We start from the raw sequence: 20,439 nt of genomic DNA, 5'->3' as shown, positions 1-20,439 counted from the left end.
CGGCCGCGTTGCGGGTGATTCGCGCTCACCCGAGCCGATGCCGGCTCAGAGCAAGCAATAAATGCGGATGCAGGTGCGGGCGCGGAAGTTCGCCGCGCTCGGCGACTTGGTCTGCATTTCACCGATCTGCAAGGCGGCCTTGCGCTTGGCCGGCAGCGGCTTTTGCGCGGTCGAGGCTTTCTTCATTTTCATATGGCGTTCTCCGTAAGAGGTGGCGACCGACGGATCAGACGCAGTAGATGAAACGGCTGCAGCTGCGCGGCGCGTACTGGCCCTGTTGCGGGGCCTTCTTCTCGAACTGCGCGGGGGTGAGCTGCAACTTGGCGGCCGACGGCTTGGCCGCGGAAACGGCCTTCTGGGTGGTGGCGATCTGCTTCATATGAACTCTCCTTGAGACGACTCGTTGTCTGCGCGGAGCGCCGGCGGCGCGGCCGCGAACGATGTGCCCGACGGTGATGAACACGCGATAGCGCGATCGCCGGAAGGCGCTTCGACTCTAGCCGAAGCATCCACGGCGACTGTTTTTATCTGTCCAATCCGTGAGCCGGTTCTCACGACGCGGCATGCGTCTGAACCCAGGCAAACGAACTAGCCGGGCCGCAAGCGCGGAAAAACCCCTTGAAAACAGCGCGATCAAGCCGATCATGCGATCGGTCGTGGATGCCAGGAATTGTGCGCTTGCAACAAGAATCGGCGACTGGTGGCTAACACACCACGCGCAGGCTTAATCGTTCATCTCGTCAGCGCTTGCGCCGCGCTCACTTCAAGCGCGACAGCATGCGTCGGTTGCCGGTCAGTTTCGCCCAGCGCGCGCCGATGTCGCTCATGCACACGTAGGCCGCTTCGCCGGCCAGCCGCAGCAGCATGCGCGGCCCCAGTTCCAGCCGCGGCTCGGCCGCGCACAGCTCCCAGTCGTAACCCAGATGACGCGCGAACCAGGCGCAGCGCGCGAGGTGATAGCGGCTGCTGAGCAAGGTCACCCGCGAGCGCATGCCGTCGCCGAGCACGACCCGCGCGTTGCGCAGGTTCTGCAGGGTGTCGCGCGAATCCTGTTCCAGCCGCAGCGGCGCGTCGTCGCCCAGGCCGCGCGCGACCAGACCGCGGCGCGCGAGTTCGGCTTCGCTCGGTTCGCCGATCGGGCCGCCGCCGAGCAACAGCATGCTGTGCGGCGGACGCTCGCGCCACAGCGACACGGTGCGGTCCAGGCGGGCTTCGAAATCGCGGTCGATGCGTCCGCCGGGCGCGTGCTTGCCGAACAGCAGCACGCATTCGCCGCGCTCGGGCCGGCACGGCGCGTTGCGCGCGACCCGCAGCACGTGCAGGAAATAACCGACATAGACCAGCCCGGCGCTGAGCACGCACACCGCGCCAGTCACCACCGCGACATGCAGGATGTCGCGATCGCCGAACAATGCGATGCGGTGGGCGGTGCGGGTGGTCACGGCGGTGGGATCGATGCGGAAGAAAGTAAGGATAAATCGATTCGGCGAACGCGCCGGGCCGCTGCGAAGATGGGGACGGTCGGCCACGATTGCCATGAGACAACCGGCTCAGGCCATCGCGGAGCGAAACCGCGTCGCCGCGAGCCGGCGCCGACGATGAACAAGCCCACTGCCTTCATGATACGCGGCGCCTTCGCGGCCGGCCGCCACCGCCGCTTGGCTATACTTCCGCCCTCACCGCCAGCAACGACACACACCGATAGTGCCATCCAACGTCTCACCGATGCCGCCCCTGGCGATCCGCGCCTACACCGCGACCACCGCCCTCGGCCGCGGCCTCGATGCCCAGGCTCGCGCCCTGCGCGAGCGTCGCAGCGGCCTGCGCCGCAACGATTTCGCCCCGCTGGCGCCGGGCGAGGCGCCGCTGGATTGCTGGATCGGCCGGGTCGAAGGGGTCGAAGATTCGCCGCTGCCGGCGCATCTGGCCTCGTGGGAATGCCGCAACAACCGCCTGGCCTGGCTCAGCCTGCAGCCCGACGGTCTGCCTGAGGCGATCGCCGCCGCGGTCGCGCGCCATGGCGCCGACCGGGTCGCGGTGATCGTCGGCACCTCGACCTCCAGCATCGGCGCGACCGAGGAAGCCTACGCACGGCTGGAGGGCGAGGATCGGCATTTCCCCGCCGACCTGAGCCGTCCGCTGCTGCATACCCCGCACTCGCTCGGCGCCTTCGTCGCCGCCGCCACGGGTCTGAGCGGCCCGTGCGTGACCGTCGCCACCGCCTGTTCGTCCAGCGCCAAGGTGTTCGCCCAGGCCGCGCGGTTGATCAACGCCGGCCTCGCCGACGCGGCCCTGGTCGGCGGCGTCGACACCTTGTGCGGCAGCGTGCTGTTCGGTTTCAACTCGCTGCAGTTGGTGTCTAACGAGCCGTGCCTGCCGTTCGATGCGCATCGCGTCGGCCTGTCGCTCGGCGAGGCCGGCGGCTTCGCCGTGCTCGAACGCTGCGACGCCGACGAAGCGCCGGGCTCGCTGCAATTGCGCGGCTACGGCGAATCCAGCGACGCCCACCACATGTCCTCGCCGCACCCCGAAGGCCTCGGCGCGCGGCTGGCGATGATCGATGCGCTGGCGCGCGCCGGCATCGGCGCCGAGCGCGTCGGCTATCTGAACCTGCACGGCACCGCGACCCCGGCCAACGACCAGATCGAAGCGTTCGCGGTGGCGTCGCTGTTTCCGCCGACGCTGCACGCCAGTTCGACCAAGGGCTGGACCGGCCACACGCTCGGCGCGGCCGGCATCGTCGAATCGGCGATCGCGCTGCTCGCGCTGCAACACGGCCACCTGCCCGGCATCCTCAACAGCCGCGTGCCCGATCCGGCCAACGGCCCGCAAATCCGCTTCGACAACGCCGACGCAACAATCGATTACGCCATGAACAATTCCTTCGGCTTCGGCGGCAACAATTGCTCGCTGGTGTTCGCGCGCGCATGAGCGATTCCCGCCAGACTCCGGCCGTGTTGAGCGCGGTGATCGAAGGCATCGGCTACTGGAGCCGCGGCCTGCCCTCGTGGGACGCCGCGCGCGCCTACGCGCTGGGCGGCGCGGAGTTCGCCGATGCGCCGTCGCGGCCGTCGCCGCTGCTGCTCGCCGCCAACGAACGCCGACGCGCGCCGGAAACGGTCGCGGTCGCGCTCGATGTCGCCCTGGCCGCCTGCCAGGCGGCCGGCCGCGATCCAGCCACGTTGCCATCGGTGTTCGCCTCCAGCCACGGCGACATGGCGATCACCGACTACATGTGCGCCACCCTGGCCAGCGAACCGCGCACGATCTCGCCGACGCGTTTCCACAATTCGGTGCATAACGCCGCCGCCGGCTACTGGACCATCGGCGCCGGCGCGATGCGCCCGGCGACCGCGCTCAGCGCGCTCGACGCCAGCTTCGCCCAGGGCCTGATCGAGGCGCTGGCGCAACTCGCCGCCGGCGACGACGCGGTACTGCTGGTCGGTTACGACGGCGCCGCGACCGGGCCGTTGGCGCAGGTCGCCGCCAGCCGCGGTTTGCTCGGCGCGGCGCTGGTACTGGCGCGGCCGGACCGGCTCGGTTCGACCCGCGCCCCACTGCTGCGCGCCTGGATCGACGACGGCGAGGCCGGTGTCGGCGACGGCAAGCTGTCCGCCCGCGAAACCGGCAACGCGAGCGCGGCGATGCTGCCCTTGTTCGATGCCCTCGCCACGCGCCATGATCGCCTCGCGCTGCCGGCAGGCGCCGGCCGCATTTTGCAGGTGGAATTGGCCCATGACTGATCTCGCCTCGTCGCCAGGACGCGACCCCGCTTCGCCGGCCACGACGCCGGAGCGTGTACGTCCCGCGCGACTGGACCGCAACAACATCGCCGTGGTGATTCCCGCCCTCAACGAGGCCTTGCGCATCCGCGAGGTGGTCGAAGGCGCGCTGGCTCAATGCGCGAACGTGATCGTGATCGACGATGGTTCCGACGACGGCACCGGCGAACGCATCGCCGATCTGCCGGTCACCGTGTTGCGCCATGCGCAACGCCAGGGCAAGGGCGCCAGCCTGCGCGACGGCTTCGCCGAAGCGCAGCAGCGCGGGTTCCTGGCAGTGATCACCATGGACGGCGACGGCCAGCATTCAGCCGACGACATCCCGCGCCTGATCGACAGCGGCAACCGCCATCCGGGCCATATCGTGATCGGCGCGCGCCTGCGCAAACGCGCGGCGCAGCCGACCTATCGCCGGCTGGCCAACAACTTCGGCGATTGGGGCGTGGCCTGGGGCACCGGGTATCAGGTCGCCGACAGCCAGAGCGGCCAGCGCCTGTACCCGGCCGAGGTGATCGCGCTGCGCGACGTGCCCGGCGAGGACTTCGTGTTCGAAGCGCAGATCCTGATGTCGGCCGCGCAACAGTTGGGTACGCGCTGCGTGTCGGTGCCGATCGAATCGCGCTACAACAGCGACGCATCCGACGAGCAATTCCGCGCCAGCCACTTCAAGCCGCTGCGCGATTTCAGCCGCATCACCTCGCACATCGTGCTGCAGTGCCTGCGTCGCGGCGGCGTGCCCGACATGTACCGCAGCATCCGCGCCAACCCGCCACTGATCGACGACCCGACCGGCGAGTTCGCCGTGATGGGCGATAAGGTTCACGCCAATACGCGGTGAGCTAGTCGCGTTACAAACGCAGCGCCACACGCAACACGTTGCAGCCGCAAATTACCAAGCGCCTGTGCCTTCCCCCCCCTTTGTAAAAGGGGGGGGCTGGGGGGATTCGCTTTTGCCCTTACTTCAAAGCGAAAAGCAAAAGCTCACCCCCCGCATCCGCTGCGCGGATGCCGCCCCCTTTTTCTAAAGTGGGCAAAAGCAAAGCAACAGCAACGGCCAACCGCCGCGCGTCACTCGCGCGGCGGAACCGGCGCCATCGGCCCCTGCGGGCCGCGATCGCTCATCGGCGGCGGGTTAAGCACATAGATCGCGGTGCCGCGCGCGAACTTCTGCCGCGGACTGATGCTGACGCCGACACCGCCGCCGCTGAAATGACGACCGCCGCCGTAACTGCCGCCGCCCGCGCCCAGGCTTACACCCGTGCCGCCGGCACTGTCTTCGGTGCCCTGGAACAACACTCCGTTGGCGCCGAGCTTGGCCGCCTCGACGCGCAGCTTGTCGAGCACCGAATTCATCTTGTTCTGTTCGCCGTAAGTGAACGCGCCGCTATTGCTCTGCAACAGCGCGATTTCCTCGTAACGGCTCGGCGGCGGGGCGAAATACACCCGCACCTGCTCCACCGGCACCGGCGGTCGCGGCTGCCCGGTCAGCACGTGGGAACTGGCGCAGGCCGCCAGCAGGGAGACAAATGCGATGAGAATCAATGATCTAAGCATGATATGGCTCCAATCCCCAGACCACCCCATGCTACGCCCAGACGAGGGCGGGTAATACAACCCGGCGGCCGGGTATTCCACCCGGGCTCATACAGGTGAGCGGACGTCGATCCGGCCGAGCCGAACCTCGCCGGCCGCGCGCGAAGAGTCACCGGCCCTCGCGCGCCGCGCGTCGCATGCGTACTCGAGCGAATCCCGACCACGCCGCGGATGCGAGCCGGCAAACACCCAACGGTGTCTGCCGGTCCTAAGCGAGCCGCTCAGGACTTGCCGCGTTCGTCCTTGCGATTGTTTTCATTCTTGCCGGTACGTCCACCGACCGCTTGCTCGCGGTTGTCGGTCAGATAGCTCGCGACCATTTCGCTGATGCGGATGTTCATCGCCTTGTCGGTGCCGCCGAACGAATACGCCGCGCCCCACGCATTGGCATGCTGATAGAACTCCGGCTCGGCGATCACCTCGCCACTGGCCGCGTCGGTCATCTTGACCGTGACCAGGATCGCCGAACCGCCCGCGAGCACGCCGCCGAAGAAGCGCTTGCCGCCGCTGATATAGCGGATATGCCGCACCACCGGCTCGATCTTCAAGGTACGCGGCGCCTCGGCCGAGGCGGCCGACTCGTTCCAGGTCTTGAGGATCGGCGGCACCCGCAAATCCAGATTCGCCTGCAAGCGCTCGCGCGCGAGTTCGTTGCCGCGCTGCCCCGCGTACGGCGCGTCCATGCCCAGCGGCGCGATCTCGAAACGATCGAAGCGCTTCAACGGCAGCGACGGCGGCGGATTCATCTCATTGCGCGCCTCGACGTACTCGACCAGTTCGCCGTCCGCATATGCCGCCATCGGCGTGGACATCGCCCACGCCAGCCCTATCGCCAGACCGATTTTCTTTACCGATTGCATACCCGCCCCCTGTGAATACGATGATTTCGCGCGCAGCCGCTCGGCTGCGCGTCGTTGGTAGTGTCGTTTCGATGAAGCGTAGGCCGATCCCCATCGGTCGCCGCGCCGAGCACTATGCGGGCATGGCCCGGTCCGCACAATCGGCTTCGGCCGCGCCCACCACGTCAGACCGCAAGCTTACTGAGCCGGCACGCCGCCCTCGGCATTGAGCACCAATGGCGCGCGATCCTGCGGCAGCATCTTGTTCCACTTAATCAGATAGTCGGTCTTCTTCTGCGCGACGCTGTCCTTATGCTCTTCGTACCAGGCGTCGGCGGCCGGCGTCTTCGATACGTAGTGGGTCTTGTCCATCCACTCCTTGAAGTAGTCGGCGAGCAGGCTGTATTCGGCGTCGGCTCGATTGTGCAGCGGCAACAGCGAGAAGCGGTACTTGCCGAAACCCGGACGCGGCCGGACCAGCAGGTAGTAGGTTTTGTCCGCATCGAGGGTGACATCGACGAAGTCGGCGTTCTCGCCGACCACCATCATCCGATGCGAGCCCGGCGTCATCTGCACGGCGAGGCGATGCTTGTAATTGACCACGCCGAGGAAGCGGGTGGCGTCGTCGGGCGCGTCGTAGACCGTCGAAGAATAAATGCCGCCCATGGCCGAAGGACGCAGAAACACCAGCAACGCCTTGCCGGGCTCGGGCCTGGGATTCTGGTCGGCGGCCGGCGCCATCAGCGGGCCCTTGGCCAAGACCGGCATCGAGCCAAGCAACAACAAAAACAGCAACGCGCAGCGCAACAATTTCAACATTCGGACAGTCCCCTGTAGTGCGCCGATCCATTCGACGCGCGCACAGGGTAATGCCTGTTCGCGACGAAACACAGCCGGCGTATCCGCTGCGCTGACGCCACGTTGCGACGTGTTTCAAATCGTGTGTCGTCAGCCCATCGCGCCGTTGATTCCGATCACCTGGCCGTTGATGTAACCGGCCTGTTCGCCGCACAGGAAGCTCACCAATGCCGCGACTTCCTCGATCCGTCCGGCGCGTCCGGCCGGCACCATCTGCTTGATCGCTTCGGGCGGAAACGCCTGCGCGGCCATGCGGCCTTCGATGACCCCAGGCGCAACCACATTGACGGTAATGCCGCGGCTGGCCATTTCGCGAGCCAGCGACTTGCTGGCGCCGTGCAGACCGGCCTTGGCCGCGGCGTAATTGGTCTGGCCGCGATTGCCCAGCACCGCCGCCACCGACGACACGCTGACGATGCGGCCCCAGCGCGTGCGCGCCATCGGCAGCAGCAACGGCTGGGTGACGTGGAAGAAGCCGTGCAGCGAAACGTCGATGACTCGTTTCCACTGCGCATCGCTCATGCCCGCCATCGGCGCGTCGTCGTGGATGCCGGCGTTGTTGACCACGCCCTGGATCGGGCCGGCTTCGAGCAGCCCTTCGATCGCCGCGCGCGCGGCCTCGCCGTCGGCGACGTCGAACGCGATCGCCTCGGCCTCGCCGCCGCTGTCGCGGATCTTCGAGACCACCGCCTGCGCGCGCTCCAGATGGCCATTGGCATGCACGATCACCCGCCAGCCGTCGGCGGCCAAGCGCGCGCAAATCGCGCCGCCGAGATCGCCGCTGCCGCCGGTGACCAAGGCGCGGCGCGCGGAATTGACAGACTCGGGCATGCGGACGGCTCCGTGGACGGTAGCCGATTGTCCCCGTCCCGCCGCCGCGACGGAAGCGGCGCGGAACGGGGACCCGCCGGAAACGGTGCGCGACGGTCGCTGGGGGGCGAAGCTCCGGCGCGCGCCGATCAATACTGCGGTCGGTCGTCCGGATGCGGCGGCTGATCGCTGCGTCCGTGCAGCGACTGGCCCGGAGTGAGCGTGTGGGTGAACACCCGGCCTTCGCCGTCGCAGGCCAGTTCCTGCACGCCGCGCCACATCGCCCACTCGCGGGTGTCGTCCTCATCGCCGCGCTCGTCCTCGCCGTCGACGACCACCACGCACCATTCCAGGGTGCGTCGCGCATAGGGCTGCAGCCGCATGCACGACAAGGCCGGGAAGTCGAGTTCGGTCCGACCGCTATCGACCGTGCTGTCCAGCCACGACTGGAACACCGGCAGATCCGTGCCGAACAAACGGTGCATGTCGACCCAGGTGTCCTGCGGAACATCGCGGTCGTCGTGGCGATCGTTGCGTTCGAACCAGGCCAGCCGCGCGCCGCGACGCTGGTTGAGCCGGACCCGCAGGGTGAAGCGATGGCCGACCTGCGCTTCGTCGTGATGCAGGCTCAGATCGTCGAAATGGAATTGCATGGGCATGGGACCGGTCCTCGGCGAGCACGCGGCTTAAGCGCGTTTGTCGGGAGGAACGTGTGGCGCCAAGCAGTGTGAAATCATCGAAACCGGACTTCAGCCCAAATAGACATCAGCGCATGAGCACGACGAACTTCGATCAATTCCTGGGAAGGCCCATGGTATTCATCGAGTCGGGCCATTGCTGTCTGGGCAAGGTGATCTCAGTCAGTCACGACGGAAACTGGTTTGATGCCGAATTCGAGAGGAATCAACATCCCTCGGTAGCATGCGAGTACGACTTGATTTCGACGGCAGGCGAAAAGCGAACTCTGAACTGGTCGCCCGCACTCCCCTTCCAGTCGCCATGGGCGGTGAAAGTCTCATCGGAAGAGTTCTACGTCGAAGAAGAATTCTGGCAAGTCCAGTTTCTTTGGGGCGGCGGCTTTCGTGTGTTCTTCAATCCGCGATACGTCGAGGAATTCAGCCGCGGCAGCCTGGACTGGTTATGGCAGCACTATGCCGACGAGGAAGATTGCGAAGATGATCCGTCCGACTCCGAAACTGACTGATCCGGCCGCGCCATCACCGCCGCGCGCCCCTGCGCGATCAGATCGCCGGCATGACGGATCTCGAATTCGTACTGCCAGCTCTCGCCGGTATCGATCAGCTTGCGCGCCGTACCTTCAAGCGCGCCCGGCAAATCGTCGATGCGCGCGACCTGCAATTGCACCCCGCGCAGCGCGACCAGCACGCCGGGACGGATCGCCACGCCATCGCGCGCGGCCAGCAGGCCGCCATGCACGGCCATGGTCTGCGCGCCGTACTCGCACAAATGCACCGCGTGCAGACGCTGCGCATGCCGCAACGGATGCGCCGGATCGCGATGGCCGTGGCTAAGCAGCACGATGCGCTCGTCGTCCCATTCGACGACTTCTTCCCACAGGCACATCAGGCCCTGATGCGGAATCAGCGCGGCGATCGCCTCACGCGTGCGCATCGCCGGCCTCCGCGTCGAGAGCGTCGGCATCGGACATCGCGGTCGGTTCGCGCACGATCAGCAACGCGAGCACGAAATTGAACGCAACGCCCAATGCGACCGTGGCGCCGATCGCGCGCAGCACCGGGATCGAGGACAGGCCAAGCAGGGCGAACACCAGCAGCGTCGTCAGGCTGCACACGATCACCGCGTGCAGGGTGCGCAGTTGTTCGGCGCGGTCGTCGCCGGCGTGGTCGAAGAAGAGCGCGTAATCCAGGCCCAGGCCGGCGGCGAGGATCAGCGAGACCAGGTGGAACAGGTTCAATTCCACGCCCAGGCCGCGCAGCACCGCGAGGATCAGCAAAGTGGTCAAGGCCATCGGCGCGAGCACGCGCAGCACCCGTCGCGGCGAGCGCAACGCGATCCACACCGCGGCGGCGAGCAGCACGCCGGCGAGGCCGAGGGCCAGCAACACCCGGCCGCGGTATTCGGCGACCAGCGACTCCGATGCCTGCTTGAGATCGAGCAGCTGGCCGCCGTGTTTGCGCACGACTTCGGCCACCGCGGCCGGATCGTGCAGCCCGCTCAACGACACCAGCGCGGTGGCGTGATCGCCGCGTTGCAACAGCAGACCGTCGACGCTGACCGCCAGCGGCGTGTCGGCCAGATCGCGCGGGGTCAGCGGCGGCGCGTGCCGCGCGCGTTCGACATCATTGAGGAAATCGGCGAAGGCATCGCTGCGGAACGGGGTCGCCGCGACCGCGCTGTCGAGCGCGGTGCGCAGGCTCGACGCGTCGGGCAGGCGCAGTTGGCGTTCGCGCTGGGTCTTGACGCTCGGCAGGTATCGCGCGGCCAGATCGTATCCGGCGATCGCGCCGCGCTGGCGCAGCAGCGGCAGTTCCGGCAGCAGCGCTTCGGAGGCCTGCAACGCGGCCTCGGCGTCGCGGCCTTCGATGGCGATGATGTAGCGCACATCGGGCGCGCCGAGTTCGCCGCGCAATTGCGCGTCGCGCGCCAACGCCGCGTCCGGTACCGGGGTCAGCTTGGCCAGATCGTTCTGCCAGAACGCGCCCGGCACGAACAGGATCACCGCCAGGGCCAGCGCCGCGATCAGCGACACGCTGGTCACGCCCAGGCGCGGCCAGCGCGCGAGCGCGCTCCACACCCGCGCCAATCGCACCGAGGTGGCGACATCGCGTGGCGCCGGATCGATCAACGCCGGCAACACGAACCGCGTCGCCAGCGCGGCGGTGGCGAGGCCGACGATGGTGAACACCGCGAGCTGCTGCAGGCCGTCGACGCCAGACACGAAGAACGTCAGGTAAGCGATGCAGGTCGAAGCCACGCCCGTGCCGAGCGTCGGCCACAGACTGCGCGCGCTGGCCCACGGCGACAGCCCGGGCCGCTGATGACTGAACAAGTGGATCGGGTAATCCTGGACCACGCCGATCAAGGTGAAACCGAACGCGACGGTGATGCCGTGCACGCCGTCGAAGATCGCCGCGACCGCGCCCAATCCGGCCAGGCCCGCGGTCGCCAGCGGCAGGCCGCCGATCAACGGCGCCTTCCAGCTGCGATACGCGAGCCACAACAGCGCGATGAACACCAGGCTGTCGATGCTGCCGATCAGGCTGGCTTCGCGCTGGGTGCGGCCGCCGATCTCGACCGAGAACGCGCCCGGCCCGCTGATGGTGATGCGCGATGCGCTCGTGCCGCGTGCCTGTTCGAACGCGCCGCGGATGGCGTCGATCGCGCTTTGCTGACCGGTCGGATCGAACCCGGCCGCGCGCGTTTCCACCGCCAGCAAGGCCTGCTTGCCGGCGCGGTCGAACCACACGCCGTCGAGCGTCTGCGGCGCCTGCGCCGGTTGCCAGGCTTCGGCCAGACGCAGCATTTCCAGGGTCGGATCGCTGGCCAGCAGCGGTTCGATCAATTCGCCGGCCGGCGAGCCCAGGTCCTGCACGCGGGTGTCGAGCTGGTCGCGCAGATAGGCCGCGTCCAGCGGCTGATCGTCGAACGTCGGAGTCAGCAGGTATCGATAGGGACGCAGGCGCTCGGGCACCGACTCCAGACCGAAGCCGGCGCCATTGGCGACCAGCTTGAATTGCGGTTGCGCGCTCAGGCGTTCGCGCAGCGCCGTCGATTGCACGGCCAGCGCGGCCGGATCGTCGCCTTCGAGCGCGATCAGCAGCAGGCGCGAGCCCGGGCCTTCGCCGAGTTCGTCGATCAGCAGTTTCTGCGCGGGCGTCTGCGCGCTCGGCATGAATCGGCGCAGGTCGCCGCTGAGTTTCAATTGGCTGCCGATCGCCCAGCCGGCCAGCGCGAGCAGCGCCAGCCACAGCAGGGCGAAGCCGATCCGACGCGCGGGCGTCATCAACGCGCGGCGCCGTGGCCGCGGCACAACGCGGCGAGCCGGCTCGCATCGTCGATGCCGGCGGCTTCGCGCGCGGCGCTGCTGAGCAAGGTGCGCTGTTGTTCGTTGCCGCGGGCCGGACGGGTTTCGATGCAGCGCAGTTCATCGTCGCGGCCGAGCAGCACGATCTCGCGGATGCGCGCGGCGACCTTGTCGTCCTTCGGCGTCATCGTGATCGTCCACTGCCGGCGGGTGCCTTCCGCGCTCAGGCGATAGTGCTGTTCGAGCGCGGCGCGATCGCCGCCGAGCAGCGCGCCGAAACTGGCCTGCAATGCGACCAGCTCGGGCGCGCGCGACAGCGAGAATTTCTTCGCCGGCTTGCCGGCGCGGGCGATGCTGACTTCGCCCTGGCCCGGCTGGGCGCCGCTGCGGATGGTCGTGGTCTCGGCGTAGGGCGCGCGCACTTCGCGCACCAGGGTCGAGGCATCGGGCCGGCGGTATTCGCCGGACACGCGCAGCGGCACCTTGAGCAAGGCCGAGCCGCGCATTTCGACGAAATCGGTGCGCGCTGGAATCGGCTGGGCCAGGCGCGGCAGGATCAGGTTCGCATCGGCCGGCGCGTCGGGCGCCGGCAGCGACGACGCAGCGGTCTGCGCGAGCGCGACCTCAGTAACCGGAGCGGCGTGCAGCGACCCGACGCTGGACATCAGCGCCAACGCCAGCGTCAGGCAGTGCTTGTTGGGGGTCATCGGCATGCCAGAAATCGTAGAAGTTGAACCAGTTGTAAGGCGCGCTGCGGGCGTGGGCCTGCAAGCGCTCGGCGTAGCGCTGGACGAGCGCTGCGAGGATCGCCGGACGGTTATGCCGTTCGATCGCCACACCCTCGCTGAACGTTTCGAACACCAGGTCGTAGTGCGAGCCGCCGCGGTACAGGCCGAAGCCCAGCACCACCGGCAGTTTCAGCGCCGCCGCGATCAGCCACGGCGCGGTCGGGAACTGCGCGCCCGCGCCGAGGAACGAGGCGCTGGTCGACGGTTCGCCGGGCGCGGCGCGATCGACCAGCAGCGCGACCAGCGCGCCCTCGTCGGTGGCCTGCTTGATCGCGAACACGATCGACGGCCCGTCCTGGCCGGCGTCGATGACGTTGCGCGCGATCTGCGGATCCATCGTATCGAGCAACTGGGTGAGCTGCGGGTTGTGGGCGCGATCGAGCACCACCCGCACCTTCAGGTCCGGCCGTTGCCGCGCGAGCACGCGCAGCGCTTCGAAGCTGCCCAGGTGCGAGCCGAACAGCAGCATGCCCTGGCCGCGGTCGAGCTGACGGTCGATCGGTTCCAGGCCGCTGATGTTGACGTCGAACCGGTCCATGCCGCGGCTGAGCATGTACACGCGGTCGAGGATGGTCGCGGCGAAGGTGTGGATATGGCGGGCGACGTCGAACAAGCTCGGCGGGCGATCGAGTACCCGCGCCAGGTACGCGCGCGAGGCGCGGCGCTCGGGACCGCGCACGATCAGGAAGTAGGCGACGATCGGGTACAGCGTGAGCCGCGCGATCGAACGGCCGCCGTTGCTGGCGATGAAGCGGATCAGGTGGAAGGCGAAACGGCTGCCGCCTTCGGGGCGTTGCTTCCAATGCGAGTCGTTCATGCCGGTTCGTCCGTGACGGTCGCTGGAGCGGACGGCGGCTCGGCGACGATCTCGCCGCTGGCCAACAGCTCGCCCGCATGCAGCACGCGAAACCGCCAGCGCGCCGCGCCGACGGTGTCGAGTTCGATCTGCGCCAACTGCTCCGGCAGCAACGGTCGCAGGAACTTCACCTGCGGCAGGCGCAAACCGTTCAGCGGACCGTGTAACGCTTCGACCGCTTCGATCACCCGATCCAGCAGCACCACGCCGGGTACCAGCGGGCGGCCCGGAAAGTGGCCCGGCAGGCAGGGATGATCGGCGGCGAGGGCGAACGGCATGATGTGGTCAGGCTACGGCGCGGCTGGTGAAGCCGAAGGATAAAGCAGGCGCCTGGGAAGCGTGACGAAATCCTGCAGTTTTCCTGTTAGCTCCCCTCTCCCGCTTGCGGGAGAGGGCTGGGGTGAGGGCTGGGGTGAGGGCCGTCGGCAACTCGCGGGTTCACCCACACTCGCTCCCTCATCCGGCCCTTCGGGCCACCTTCTCAGCTCTGCACTCCCTCTGGTCGCCGCAAGCGGGAGAAGAATTCATTTCCGGCGACAAATCAGTCGCTCACGAAAACAGCTCTTTCCAAAACCCCGGCCCCAACTGCGCCATCTTGCGCAGGAAATCGAAGAATCCCTTCTCCGGCCGGTCCTTGAACAAACGCCGGCGGACGAGGTATTCGCCGGCGAACATGCCGCCGACCACGCCGTAATTGAGGATGTTGGCGAACCACGACCATTGCTCCTGGGTGATCGCGACCACCGGCGTGTAGCCCAGTTGCGCCAGCACGCCGTCGGGCACCGCGATCATCGCCAGCGCACCGTTGATCAGGCCCAGCCCGGCCAGCACGAAGGCCCACAGCAGGGTCAGGCGTCGGGTGTAGCGGTACAGGTCCGGGGCGAGTTCGCGCGGCGCACAGCCGTGCAGGGCCGCGACGATGCGGGTGATCAGGCCCTCGCGCGGCGCGCGCAGGCTGCGGCCGAACCACCACGCCAGCCAGGCGTTGAACAGCACCGGCGGGGTCAGCAGCAGCATCTGCGCGTACGGCGTCGGCGCGATCGCGGCGATCGCGCCGAGCAGCAGCGCGGTCGCGATCCATGGCAGCGCGCGCAATCCGAGCAAGCCGTCGATGGTCACGAACACCACCAGATCGGCCAGGGCCAACGCCGCCAGCACTCCGCTGCCTTCGTGGCTGGCCCAGTGCGCCAGCAACGGATAGGCGATCGCGAGCAGCAGTCGCGCCGGTCCGCTGAGGCTGGACGATGAATCGTTCACGGGATCGAAGGTCCGGCGGGGCGCGTGGGCGGGGCGTGCATGACGGACCACGATAACGGCGGCGCGCGCCGGGTGCGCCGGCCGAACGGCATGGATGAGCGATACGGGACCAGGCGGGGACGCGCCGAAGCAGACCGAATCACGCCAAACCTGCCAGTTGGACCGATTGCGCCGAAAGGGGCCGAATCAAACGGTCTGAATCCAACCGACCCGATCAAAAGGGCCGATCCAAACGCGCCGATTCAAAGCTACATCCACGCCAGCGCGACGGGTCAAGCCGCGCGGTGCTGTTCGATATGCGCCGACAGCGCGCGCAGCGAGGCGAAGATGCGGCGGTTCTCGTCGCTGTCGGAGCGCAGCTGGAAGCCGTAGCGCTTGGTGATCGCCAGCGCGAGTTCCAGCGCGTCGATCGAATCCAGGCCCAGGCCGTCGTTGAACAGCGCCGCGTCCGGCTCGATCTGCTCCGGCGCCACGTCTTCAAGATTCAGGCTCTCGACCAGCAACTGCGCCAGTTCGCGTTCGGCGGGGCTTTGTTCAGACATCGGGCGATCCGGTAACGGCGTAAGCGAGGGGCGCCACGATCCTTCATCGCGGCGCAGCGTGCAACCGGTCACAGCGCGCGGGCCCCGCGACCGCCCCACCCGACCGCCTCATTCGCCAGCAATTTCAACCGCTTGCGCATTTTCGCCGATAAATCTGCTGCCCTGCGTCTTGACGTGACCAGCGCACAGTCCGGCGGAGCCGCAGGCTATCATTTGCGCATGAACTCACCTGCTTCCCTGCCCGGGTCGGCCGCCACGCCCGCCGGCGCCGCTGCGTCCCACCACTCCAACCCGCCGCCGGACGACACCACCCAGCTCGAGGTCGACGTGCTCGTCGTCGGCGGCGGCCCGGCCGGCACCACCACCGCGACCCTGCTCGCGCGCAAGGGCTGGAAGGTGCTGCTGCTGGAGAAAGGCAACCACCCGCGCTTTCACATCGGCGAATCGCTGCTGCCGATGAACCTGGCGATCCTCGAACGCCTCGGCGTGCTCGAACAGGTGCGCGCGATCGGCACCCACAAGCCCGGCGCCGAGTTCCCGATCGACGCCGACCGCTACAACACCTTCCGCTTCGAACGCGCGCTCAATCCGCAGTTCGGCTACGCCTTCCAGGTCAAGCGCGAGCAGTTCGACGAACTGCTGTTCCGCCACAGCCAGGCCAACGGCGTGGACGCGCGCGAACGGGTCAAGGTCGAGAAGGTCGAGTTCAACGATCAAGGCCGCCCGGTCGCGGCGATCGCGCGCGACCACGACGGCCGCGAGTTGCGCATCCGCATGCGCTATCTGGTCGACGGCAGCGGTCGCGACACCTTCATCGGCTCGCAGCTCAAGCTCAAGCAGAAAAACAATCTGCATCAGTCGGCGGCGATCTTCAGCCACTTCACCGGGGTGCAGCGCCGCGACGGCGAGGACGCCGGCAACATCACCGTGCAGCGTTTCGCGCATGGCTGGATGTGGCTGATCCCGCTGCAGGGCGATGTGATGAGCGTGGGCGCGGTGTGTTTCCCCGAATACCTCAAGCAGCGCCGCGGCGAGACCGAGGCATTCCTGATGCAGACGCTGGAATCGGAGCCGTCCGTGGCCAAGCGCATGCAGGGCGCGCAGCGCTGCGGCGACGTGCATGTCACCGGCAACTATTCCTACACCTGCTCGCAGATGACCGGGCCGGGCTGGGTGATGGTTGGCGATGCGTATGCGTTCGTCGATCCTGTTTTTTCTTCCGGGGTCTACTTGGGCATGAACAGCGGCGAGCAGGCCGCTTCGGTGGTCGACGGCGCGCTGCGCGAACCGGCGCGCGAGGCCGAACTGCAACGCGGCATGGTGGTGCGACTCAAGCGCGGGCTCAGGCATTTCCAGTGGTTCATCTATCGCTTCACCACCCCGGTGATGCGCGAACTGTTCAATGCGCCGCGCAATTTCTGGCAGGTGGAACAGGCGGTGATCTCGATGTTGGCGGGCGACGTATTCGACAACAAGGCGGTGCTGCGGCGCCTGCGCCTGTTCCGTTTCATCTATGCGATGACCGCCGTGCGCATGGCGCCGCAGGCGTTGCGCGGCTGGTTGCGGCGCAAGCGCCAGGTCGGCGTGGAGTTCCGCGGCGACACGCTGCAGCAGGGCAATCCGTGAGCGCCGCGCCCGCCATGCTGACCGGCCCGCACCTGCAGGTGGATTACCTCGACGGCACGCCCGAGCAGGTGCTCGCGCACGACGACACCCTGGCGGTGTTCGGCTTCGGCCAGGACGCGCCGCATCACGACGACCCGCGCTATCTGCGGGTTGCATTGGAACCGTTCGGCGACCGTCGCCTGGAACGCTGGCGCGCGAGCGGCCCGGTCTCGAGTGGCCGCGACGGCGACTTGGCCTGGTCCGAGGACGGCGCGTTGCAGTTCGGCGTGATCGAACTCGACGAGCCCGAGCCGCTGCCCGGCGAAGCCACCAACGGCGAGATCGCGCGCGCGGCCGAGTATCTGTACCGCAAGCTGATCGCGTTCACCGCGCAGCGCGGATATCCGCATCTGCTGCGGATCTGGAATTACCTCGACGGCATCACCCTGGGCCACGGCGACGAAGAACGCTACCGGGTGTTCTGCGTCGGCCGCGCCGCCGGACTGGGCGACTTCCCGATCGCGCGCCTGCCGGCCGCGACCGCGATCGGCCGGGTCGACGGCGCGCGCCGCCTGCAGGTGTACTGGCTGGCGTCGCGCACGCCCGGCACGCCGCTGGAAAACCCGCGCCAGGTCAGCGCTTATCGTTACCCGCGCCAGTACGGCCCGCAGTCGCCGAGCTTCGCCCGCGCGATGCTGCCGCCGCAGCCCGGCGCGATGCCGTTGCTGTTGTCGGGCACCGCGGCCGTGGTCGGTCACGAATCCAAGCACGTCGAATCGGTGCTGGCCCAGCTCGACGAAACCCTGACCAACTTCGACAGCCTGATCGACGCCGCGCGGCAACGCTGGCCGAACCTGCCGACCGCGTTCGGCGCCGGCAGCTGCCTGAAGGTCTATGTGCGCGACGTGCAGGACATCGACACCGTCGCCGCGGCGCTGGACCGCCGCTACGGCAACCGCGTCCCGCGCATCCTGCTGCATGCGGCGATCTGCCGGTATGAGTTGCGGGTGGAGATCGACGGGGTGCATGGATGAGCCGTGATTGGGGATTCGGGATTGGGGATTAGAAAAAGCCCGTGAATCGATGCAACGAAAAAGGGAGGCCGAAGCCTCCCTTTTTTCTTGGTTTTCGAGTTGTGATCGGGATGGCCAGCGCTGGCGCACTGACCAATCCCTAATCCCTAACCCCTAATCCCGGCCTTACAAATCGACCCCGAAACCCACGCCGCCCGAGCTCTCCGAACCCGAGAACGCCGCGCCGATGCTGATCGACACGTTCTCGTTGATGCGGCGGCCGTAACCGATCGCCAGGCCGCTTTCGCCTTCCTGGAAACCGGCGCCGACCGACAAGCGACCGCGGCCGGGCTTGGCGTAGGCGTTGTTGGCCGACATCTGCGCCATCGCCGCCGACATCGCGCCGTTGCGGCTGACCCGACGATCGAGGTCTTCGAACCGATCGTTGACCTCGGAACGGAAGGTGCCGAAGTCCAGGTTCAAATTGCTGATGCGCTGGTCGGTGTAGCTGTTGGCCGACTGCAGGGTGCGCGCGTCGCCGGCATCGGCGCGGGTGTTGGCTTGCTGGATCTGGGTGTTGGTGTAGTTGGTCGAGGTCTGCACCGAGGCCACGTCGCCGGCCTGCATCTGCCGCAGGTTGACCGCGTCGGTCGGCGCGGTGCCGTCGGCGAGGTTGGACACGCGGGTGCCGTTGGCGCCTTCCAGGGTCAGCTGATTACGCGAGGCATCGTCGTAGTTCGCCGACAACGGCGAGCCGCCCGGGCCTTGCGGACCCTGAGGACCGGTCGGACCGTCGGGGCCCTGCGGACCTTGCGGGCCGGTCGGACCCTGCGGTCCTTGCGGGCCCTGCGGACCGGCCGGGATCGCCGCGATGCGCCCGTACAGATCGGTGATCCGTCCGTCGACCGCGCCGAACGCCGAGCCCACGTCGTTGAACGCGCTGCCCTGGATCGTATAGGTCGGCGCGACGAACACGCCGCCGGTGAAGCTGGCGCCGGCGCCGAACACGCCCATCACGTTGTTGAGCTGCGACAGGTTGACCGCGTCAGTGTCCTGACTGGCGGCCGCGACATTGACGATCTGACGCTCGCGACCGGCCGCGCCCACCGACACCGTGTTGGCGCGATCGGCGAGCGAGCCGTTGCCCAGCGCGACCGAATCGGCCGCGGTGGTCTGGCTGTTGTTGCCGAGCACCACGCTGTTGGCGCCGGTCGCGGTGTTGTTGTTGCCGACGGCGGTGGCGTTGTCGCCATTGACGGTGTTTTCGCCGCCAATCGCATTGCCGTTGACCGAGGTCACCGTGTTAGCCCGACCGAACGCGNNNGGCATCGTCGGCACCGGCGGTGTTGACGAAACCGACCGCGCTGGAACCGCTGCCGCTGGCTTCATTGGCCGCACCGACCGCGGTGCTGTCGTCGCCGCTGGCGGTGTTGCCTGCACCCAGTGCCGACGCACCCGCGCCGCTGGCGAGGCTGCCGTTGCCGAGCGCGCTGCTGCCCGCGCCGCTCGACTCGCTGCCGGCACCGGCCGCGACGCTGTTGGCGCCGGTCTGGGTGCCGCGGATCACGAAGCCGTCGCCGGCGGTGGTGATCGCGTTCTGCAGNNNGCTCGGCGCCGGCCGCGCCGACCGAGACCGTGTTGGCGCGGTCGGCGATCGAGTTCGAACCCAAGGCCACCGAATCGGCCGCCGTGGCCTGGCTGTTGAAACCGGCCGCGAGGCTGTTGGCGCCGCTGGCGGTGTTGCCGCTACCGAGCGCGGTCGCGTTGACACCGTCAACGGTGTTGCCGTTGCCGATCGCATTGGCGTTCTCCGCCGAGACGACGTTGTCGCCGCCGACCGCGTTGGCGTTGCGCGCCGTCACCTGGTTGGCGCGACCGAAGGCATTGGCGCCCTCGGCGGTCACGATGTTGAAATTGCCGACCGCGCTGCTGTTTTCGCCGCTGGCCTGGTTGACGTAGCCGATCGCGCTGGAGAAATCTCCGCTGGCTTCGTTGACCGTACCGACCGCCACGCTCTCGGCGCCGCTGGCGACGTTGGCGCGGCCGACCGCGGAGGAATCGATGCCGCTGGCGACGCTCTGGTAACCCAGCGCGCTGCTGCCCGCACCGCTCGACTCGCTGCCGGCACCGGCCGCGACGCTGTTCGCGCCGGTCTGGGTGCCGCGGATCACGAAGCCATCGCCGATCGCCTGCAACTGACGCAGATTGACCGCATCGGTCGCCGCGGTCGCGTCGGCGACGTTGGCGATGTTGCGTTCCGCGCCCGCCGCGCCCACCGACACCGTGTTGGCGCGGTCGGCGATCGAGTTGGAACCCAGGGCCACCGAATCGGCGGCCGTGGCCTGGCTGTTGAAACCGGCGGCGAGACTGTTCGCGCCGCTGGCGGTGTTGCCGTTGCCGATCGCGGTGGCGTTGGCGCCGGCGACGGTGTTGTCGCCGCCGAAGGCATTGCCGTTGACGCCGTTGACCGTATTAGCGCGACCGAACGCA

At 68.0% G+C, this 20,439-nt stretch carries 21 protein-coding genes and 1 pseudogene; 6 read left to right on the top strand and 16 right to left on the bottom strand.

All coding sequences use genetic code 11. The features are described from left to right. Positions 1 to 45 precede the first annotated feature (45 nt). From ASD86_RS26715 to ASD86_RS11765, 3 genes are all read right to left on the bottom strand, one after another. Positions 46 to 192 carry a hypothetical protein gene (locus tag ASD86_RS26715; RefSeq protein ID WP_157476532.1) on the bottom strand — a complete coding sequence of 49 codons (147 nt, stop codon included), beginning with the start codon at positions 190 to 192 and terminating at the stop codon, positions 46 to 48. A 34-nt stretch (positions 193 to 226) separates the two neighbouring features. Continuing rightward, positions 227 to 379, bottom strand: coding sequence for a hypothetical protein (locus ASD86_RS26710; RefSeq protein WP_157476530.1), 153 nt, complete (start codon positions 377 to 379; stop codon positions 227 to 229). 379 nt (positions 380 to 758) lie between these two features. Next, positions 759 to 1,442, bottom strand: coding sequence for a YdcF family protein (locus ASD86_RS11765; RefSeq protein WP_162253656.1), 684 nt, complete (start codon positions 1,440 to 1,442; stop codon positions 759 to 761). A gap of 283 nt (positions 1,443 to 1,725) precedes the next feature. Here ASD86_RS11765 and ASD86_RS11760 point away from each other — a divergent pair, with 283 nt between their 5' ends. Genes ASD86_RS11760 through ASD86_RS11750 form a run of 3 tightly spaced genes read left to right on the top strand, consistent with a single transcriptional unit; the run spans position 1,726 to position 4,620 of the window. Then, positions 1,726 to 2,931 (top strand): beta-ketoacyl-[acyl-carrier-protein] synthase family protein, encoded by a 1,206-nt coding sequence (locus ASD86_RS11760; protein WP_056110530.1) that lies wholly within the window; start codon positions 1,726 to 1,728, stop codon positions 2,929 to 2,931. Positions 2,932 to 2,954: 23 nt separating this feature from the next. Further along, complete coding sequence (locus ASD86_RS11755; RefSeq protein WP_056110745.1) at positions 2,955 to 3,743, top strand: beta-ketoacyl synthase chain length factor; 789 nt, start codon at positions 2,955 to 2,957, stop codon at positions 3,741 to 3,743. Further along, positions 3,736 to 4,620 carry a glycosyltransferase family 2 protein gene (locus tag ASD86_RS11750; protein WP_082578277.1) on the top strand — a complete coding sequence of 295 codons (885 nt, stop codon included), beginning with the start codon at positions 3,736 to 3,738 and terminating at the stop codon, positions 4,618 to 4,620. The genes ASD86_RS11755 and ASD86_RS11750 overlap by 8 nt, the downstream gene beginning before the upstream one ends. A 230-nt stretch (positions 4,621 to 4,850) precedes the next feature. Here ASD86_RS11750 and ASD86_RS11745 read toward each other — a convergent pair whose 3' ends face one another. The 5 genes from ASD86_RS11745 to ASD86_RS11725 all read right to left on the bottom strand — a co-directional run bounded on the left by ASD86_RS11745 (position 4,851) and on the right by ASD86_RS11725 (position 8,541). Next, positions 4,851 to 5,336: a hypothetical protein gene (locus tag ASD86_RS11745; RefSeq protein WP_157476528.1), complete on the bottom strand. Its 486-nt coding sequence runs from the start codon at positions 5,334 to 5,336 to the stop codon at positions 4,851 to 4,853. A 260-nt stretch (positions 5,337 to 5,596) separates the two neighbouring features. Beyond that, a complete protein-coding gene (locus tag ASD86_RS11740; protein WP_056110526.1) occupies positions 5,597 to 6,235 on the bottom strand; it encodes a hypothetical protein in 639 nt (212 codons plus the stop codon). Between the two features lie 177 nt (positions 6,236 to 6,412). Continuing rightward, positions 6,413 to 7,033 carry a hypothetical protein gene (locus ASD86_RS11735; protein ID WP_056110524.1) on the bottom strand — a complete coding sequence of 207 codons (621 nt, stop codon included), beginning with the start codon at positions 7,031 to 7,033 and terminating at the stop codon, positions 6,413 to 6,415. Positions 7,034 to 7,162: 129 nt separating this feature from the next. After that, on the bottom strand, positions 7,163 to 7,903 hold the full coding sequence (gene fabG / locus ASD86_RS11730; RefSeq protein WP_056110522.1) for a 3-oxoacyl-ACP reductase FabG: 741 nt from the start codon (positions 7,901 to 7,903) through the stop codon (positions 7,163 to 7,165). 128 nt (positions 7,904 to 8,031) lie between these two features. Next, positions 8,032 to 8,541 carry a hypothetical protein gene (locus tag ASD86_RS11725; RefSeq protein ID WP_056110521.1) on the bottom strand — a complete coding sequence of 170 codons (510 nt, stop codon included), beginning with the start codon at positions 8,539 to 8,541 and terminating at the stop codon, positions 8,032 to 8,034. A 113-nt stretch (positions 8,542 to 8,654) separates the two neighbouring features. On the opposite strand from ASD86_RS11725, the gene ASD86_RS26705 reads away from it, so the two are divergent. Beyond that, entirely contained in the window at positions 8,655 to 9,086 is a 432-nt protein-coding gene (locus tag ASD86_RS26705; RefSeq protein WP_157476526.1) for a hypothetical protein, read from the top strand. Here ASD86_RS26705 and ASD86_RS11720 read toward each other — a convergent pair. The 7 genes from ASD86_RS11720 to ASD86_RS11690 all read right to left on the bottom strand — a co-directional run bounded on the left by ASD86_RS11720 (position 9,032) and on the right by ASD86_RS11690 (position 15,331). Next, entirely contained in the window at positions 9,032 to 9,514 is a 483-nt protein-coding gene (locus ASD86_RS11720; protein WP_235567726.1) for a phosphotransferase, read from the bottom strand. The genes ASD86_RS26705 and ASD86_RS11720 overlap by 55 nt on opposite strands. Continuing rightward, the gene (locus tag ASD86_RS11715; RefSeq protein WP_056110742.1) at positions 9,501 to 11,867 is read right to left on the bottom strand and encodes an MMPL family transporter; all 2,367 of its coding nucleotides are present in this window, start codon (positions 11,865 to 11,867) and stop codon (positions 9,501 to 9,503) included. The genes ASD86_RS11720 and ASD86_RS11715 overlap by 14 nt, the downstream gene beginning before the upstream one ends. After that, positions 11,867 to 12,601, bottom strand: a complete 735-nt coding sequence (locus ASD86_RS11710; protein ID WP_304438430.1) for a LolA-related protein — start codon at positions 12,599 to 12,601, stop codon at positions 11,867 to 11,869. Before ASD86_RS11710 ends, ASD86_RS11715 begins: the two co-directional genes overlap by 1 nt. Further along, positions 12,513 to 13,493, bottom strand: a complete 981-nt coding sequence (locus tag ASD86_RS11705; RefSeq protein WP_056110519.1) for an acyltransferase — start codon at positions 13,491 to 13,493, stop codon at positions 12,513 to 12,515. The genes ASD86_RS11710 and ASD86_RS11705 overlap by 89 nt, the downstream gene beginning before the upstream one ends. Next, positions 13,490 to 13,810: a dehydratase gene (locus ASD86_RS11700; RefSeq protein ID WP_056110517.1), complete on the bottom strand. Its 321-nt coding sequence runs from the start codon at positions 13,808 to 13,810 to the stop codon at positions 13,490 to 13,492. The genes ASD86_RS11705 and ASD86_RS11700 overlap by 4 nt, the downstream gene beginning before the upstream one ends. 271 nt (positions 13,811 to 14,081) lie before the next feature. After that, positions 14,082 to 14,789, bottom strand: a complete 708-nt coding sequence (locus ASD86_RS11695; RefSeq protein ID WP_235567725.1) for a ketosynthase — start codon at positions 14,787 to 14,789, stop codon at positions 14,082 to 14,084. A 272-nt stretch (positions 14,790 to 15,061) separates the two neighbouring features. Continuing rightward, positions 15,062 to 15,331 carry a phosphopantetheine-binding protein gene (locus tag ASD86_RS11690; RefSeq protein ID WP_056110515.1) on the bottom strand — a complete coding sequence of 90 codons (270 nt, stop codon included), beginning with the start codon at positions 15,329 to 15,331 and terminating at the stop codon, positions 15,062 to 15,064. A 219-nt stretch (positions 15,332 to 15,550) separates the two neighbouring features. Here ASD86_RS11690 and ASD86_RS11685 point away from each other — a divergent pair, with 219 nt between their 5' ends. Together ASD86_RS11685 and ASD86_RS11680 are read left to right on the top strand one after the other, a co-directional pair. Beyond that, positions 15,551 to 16,957, top strand: a complete 1,407-nt coding sequence (locus tag ASD86_RS11685; RefSeq protein WP_082578276.1) for an NAD(P)/FAD-dependent oxidoreductase — start codon at positions 15,551 to 15,553, stop codon at positions 16,955 to 16,957. A 14-nt stretch (positions 16,958 to 16,971) separates the two neighbouring features. Next, a complete protein-coding gene (locus ASD86_RS11680) occupies positions 16,972 to 17,970 on the top strand; it encodes a hypothetical protein (RefSeq protein ID WP_056110513.1) in 999 nt (332 codons plus the stop codon). Between the two features lie 1,585 nt (positions 17,971 to 19,555). Here the strand turns inward: ASD86_RS11680 and ASD86_RS27250 are convergent. Beyond that, a pseudogene (locus ASD86_RS27250) lies at positions 19,556 to 20,439 on the bottom strand (hypothetical protein); the annotation flags it as partial.

The organism is Lysobacter sp. Root690, assembly GCF_001427785.1.
Lineage (GTDB): Bacteria > Pseudomonadota > Gammaproteobacteria > Xanthomonadales > Xanthomonadaceae > Lysobacter.
This window is presented reverse-complemented; position numbering and strand designations above follow the sequence as displayed.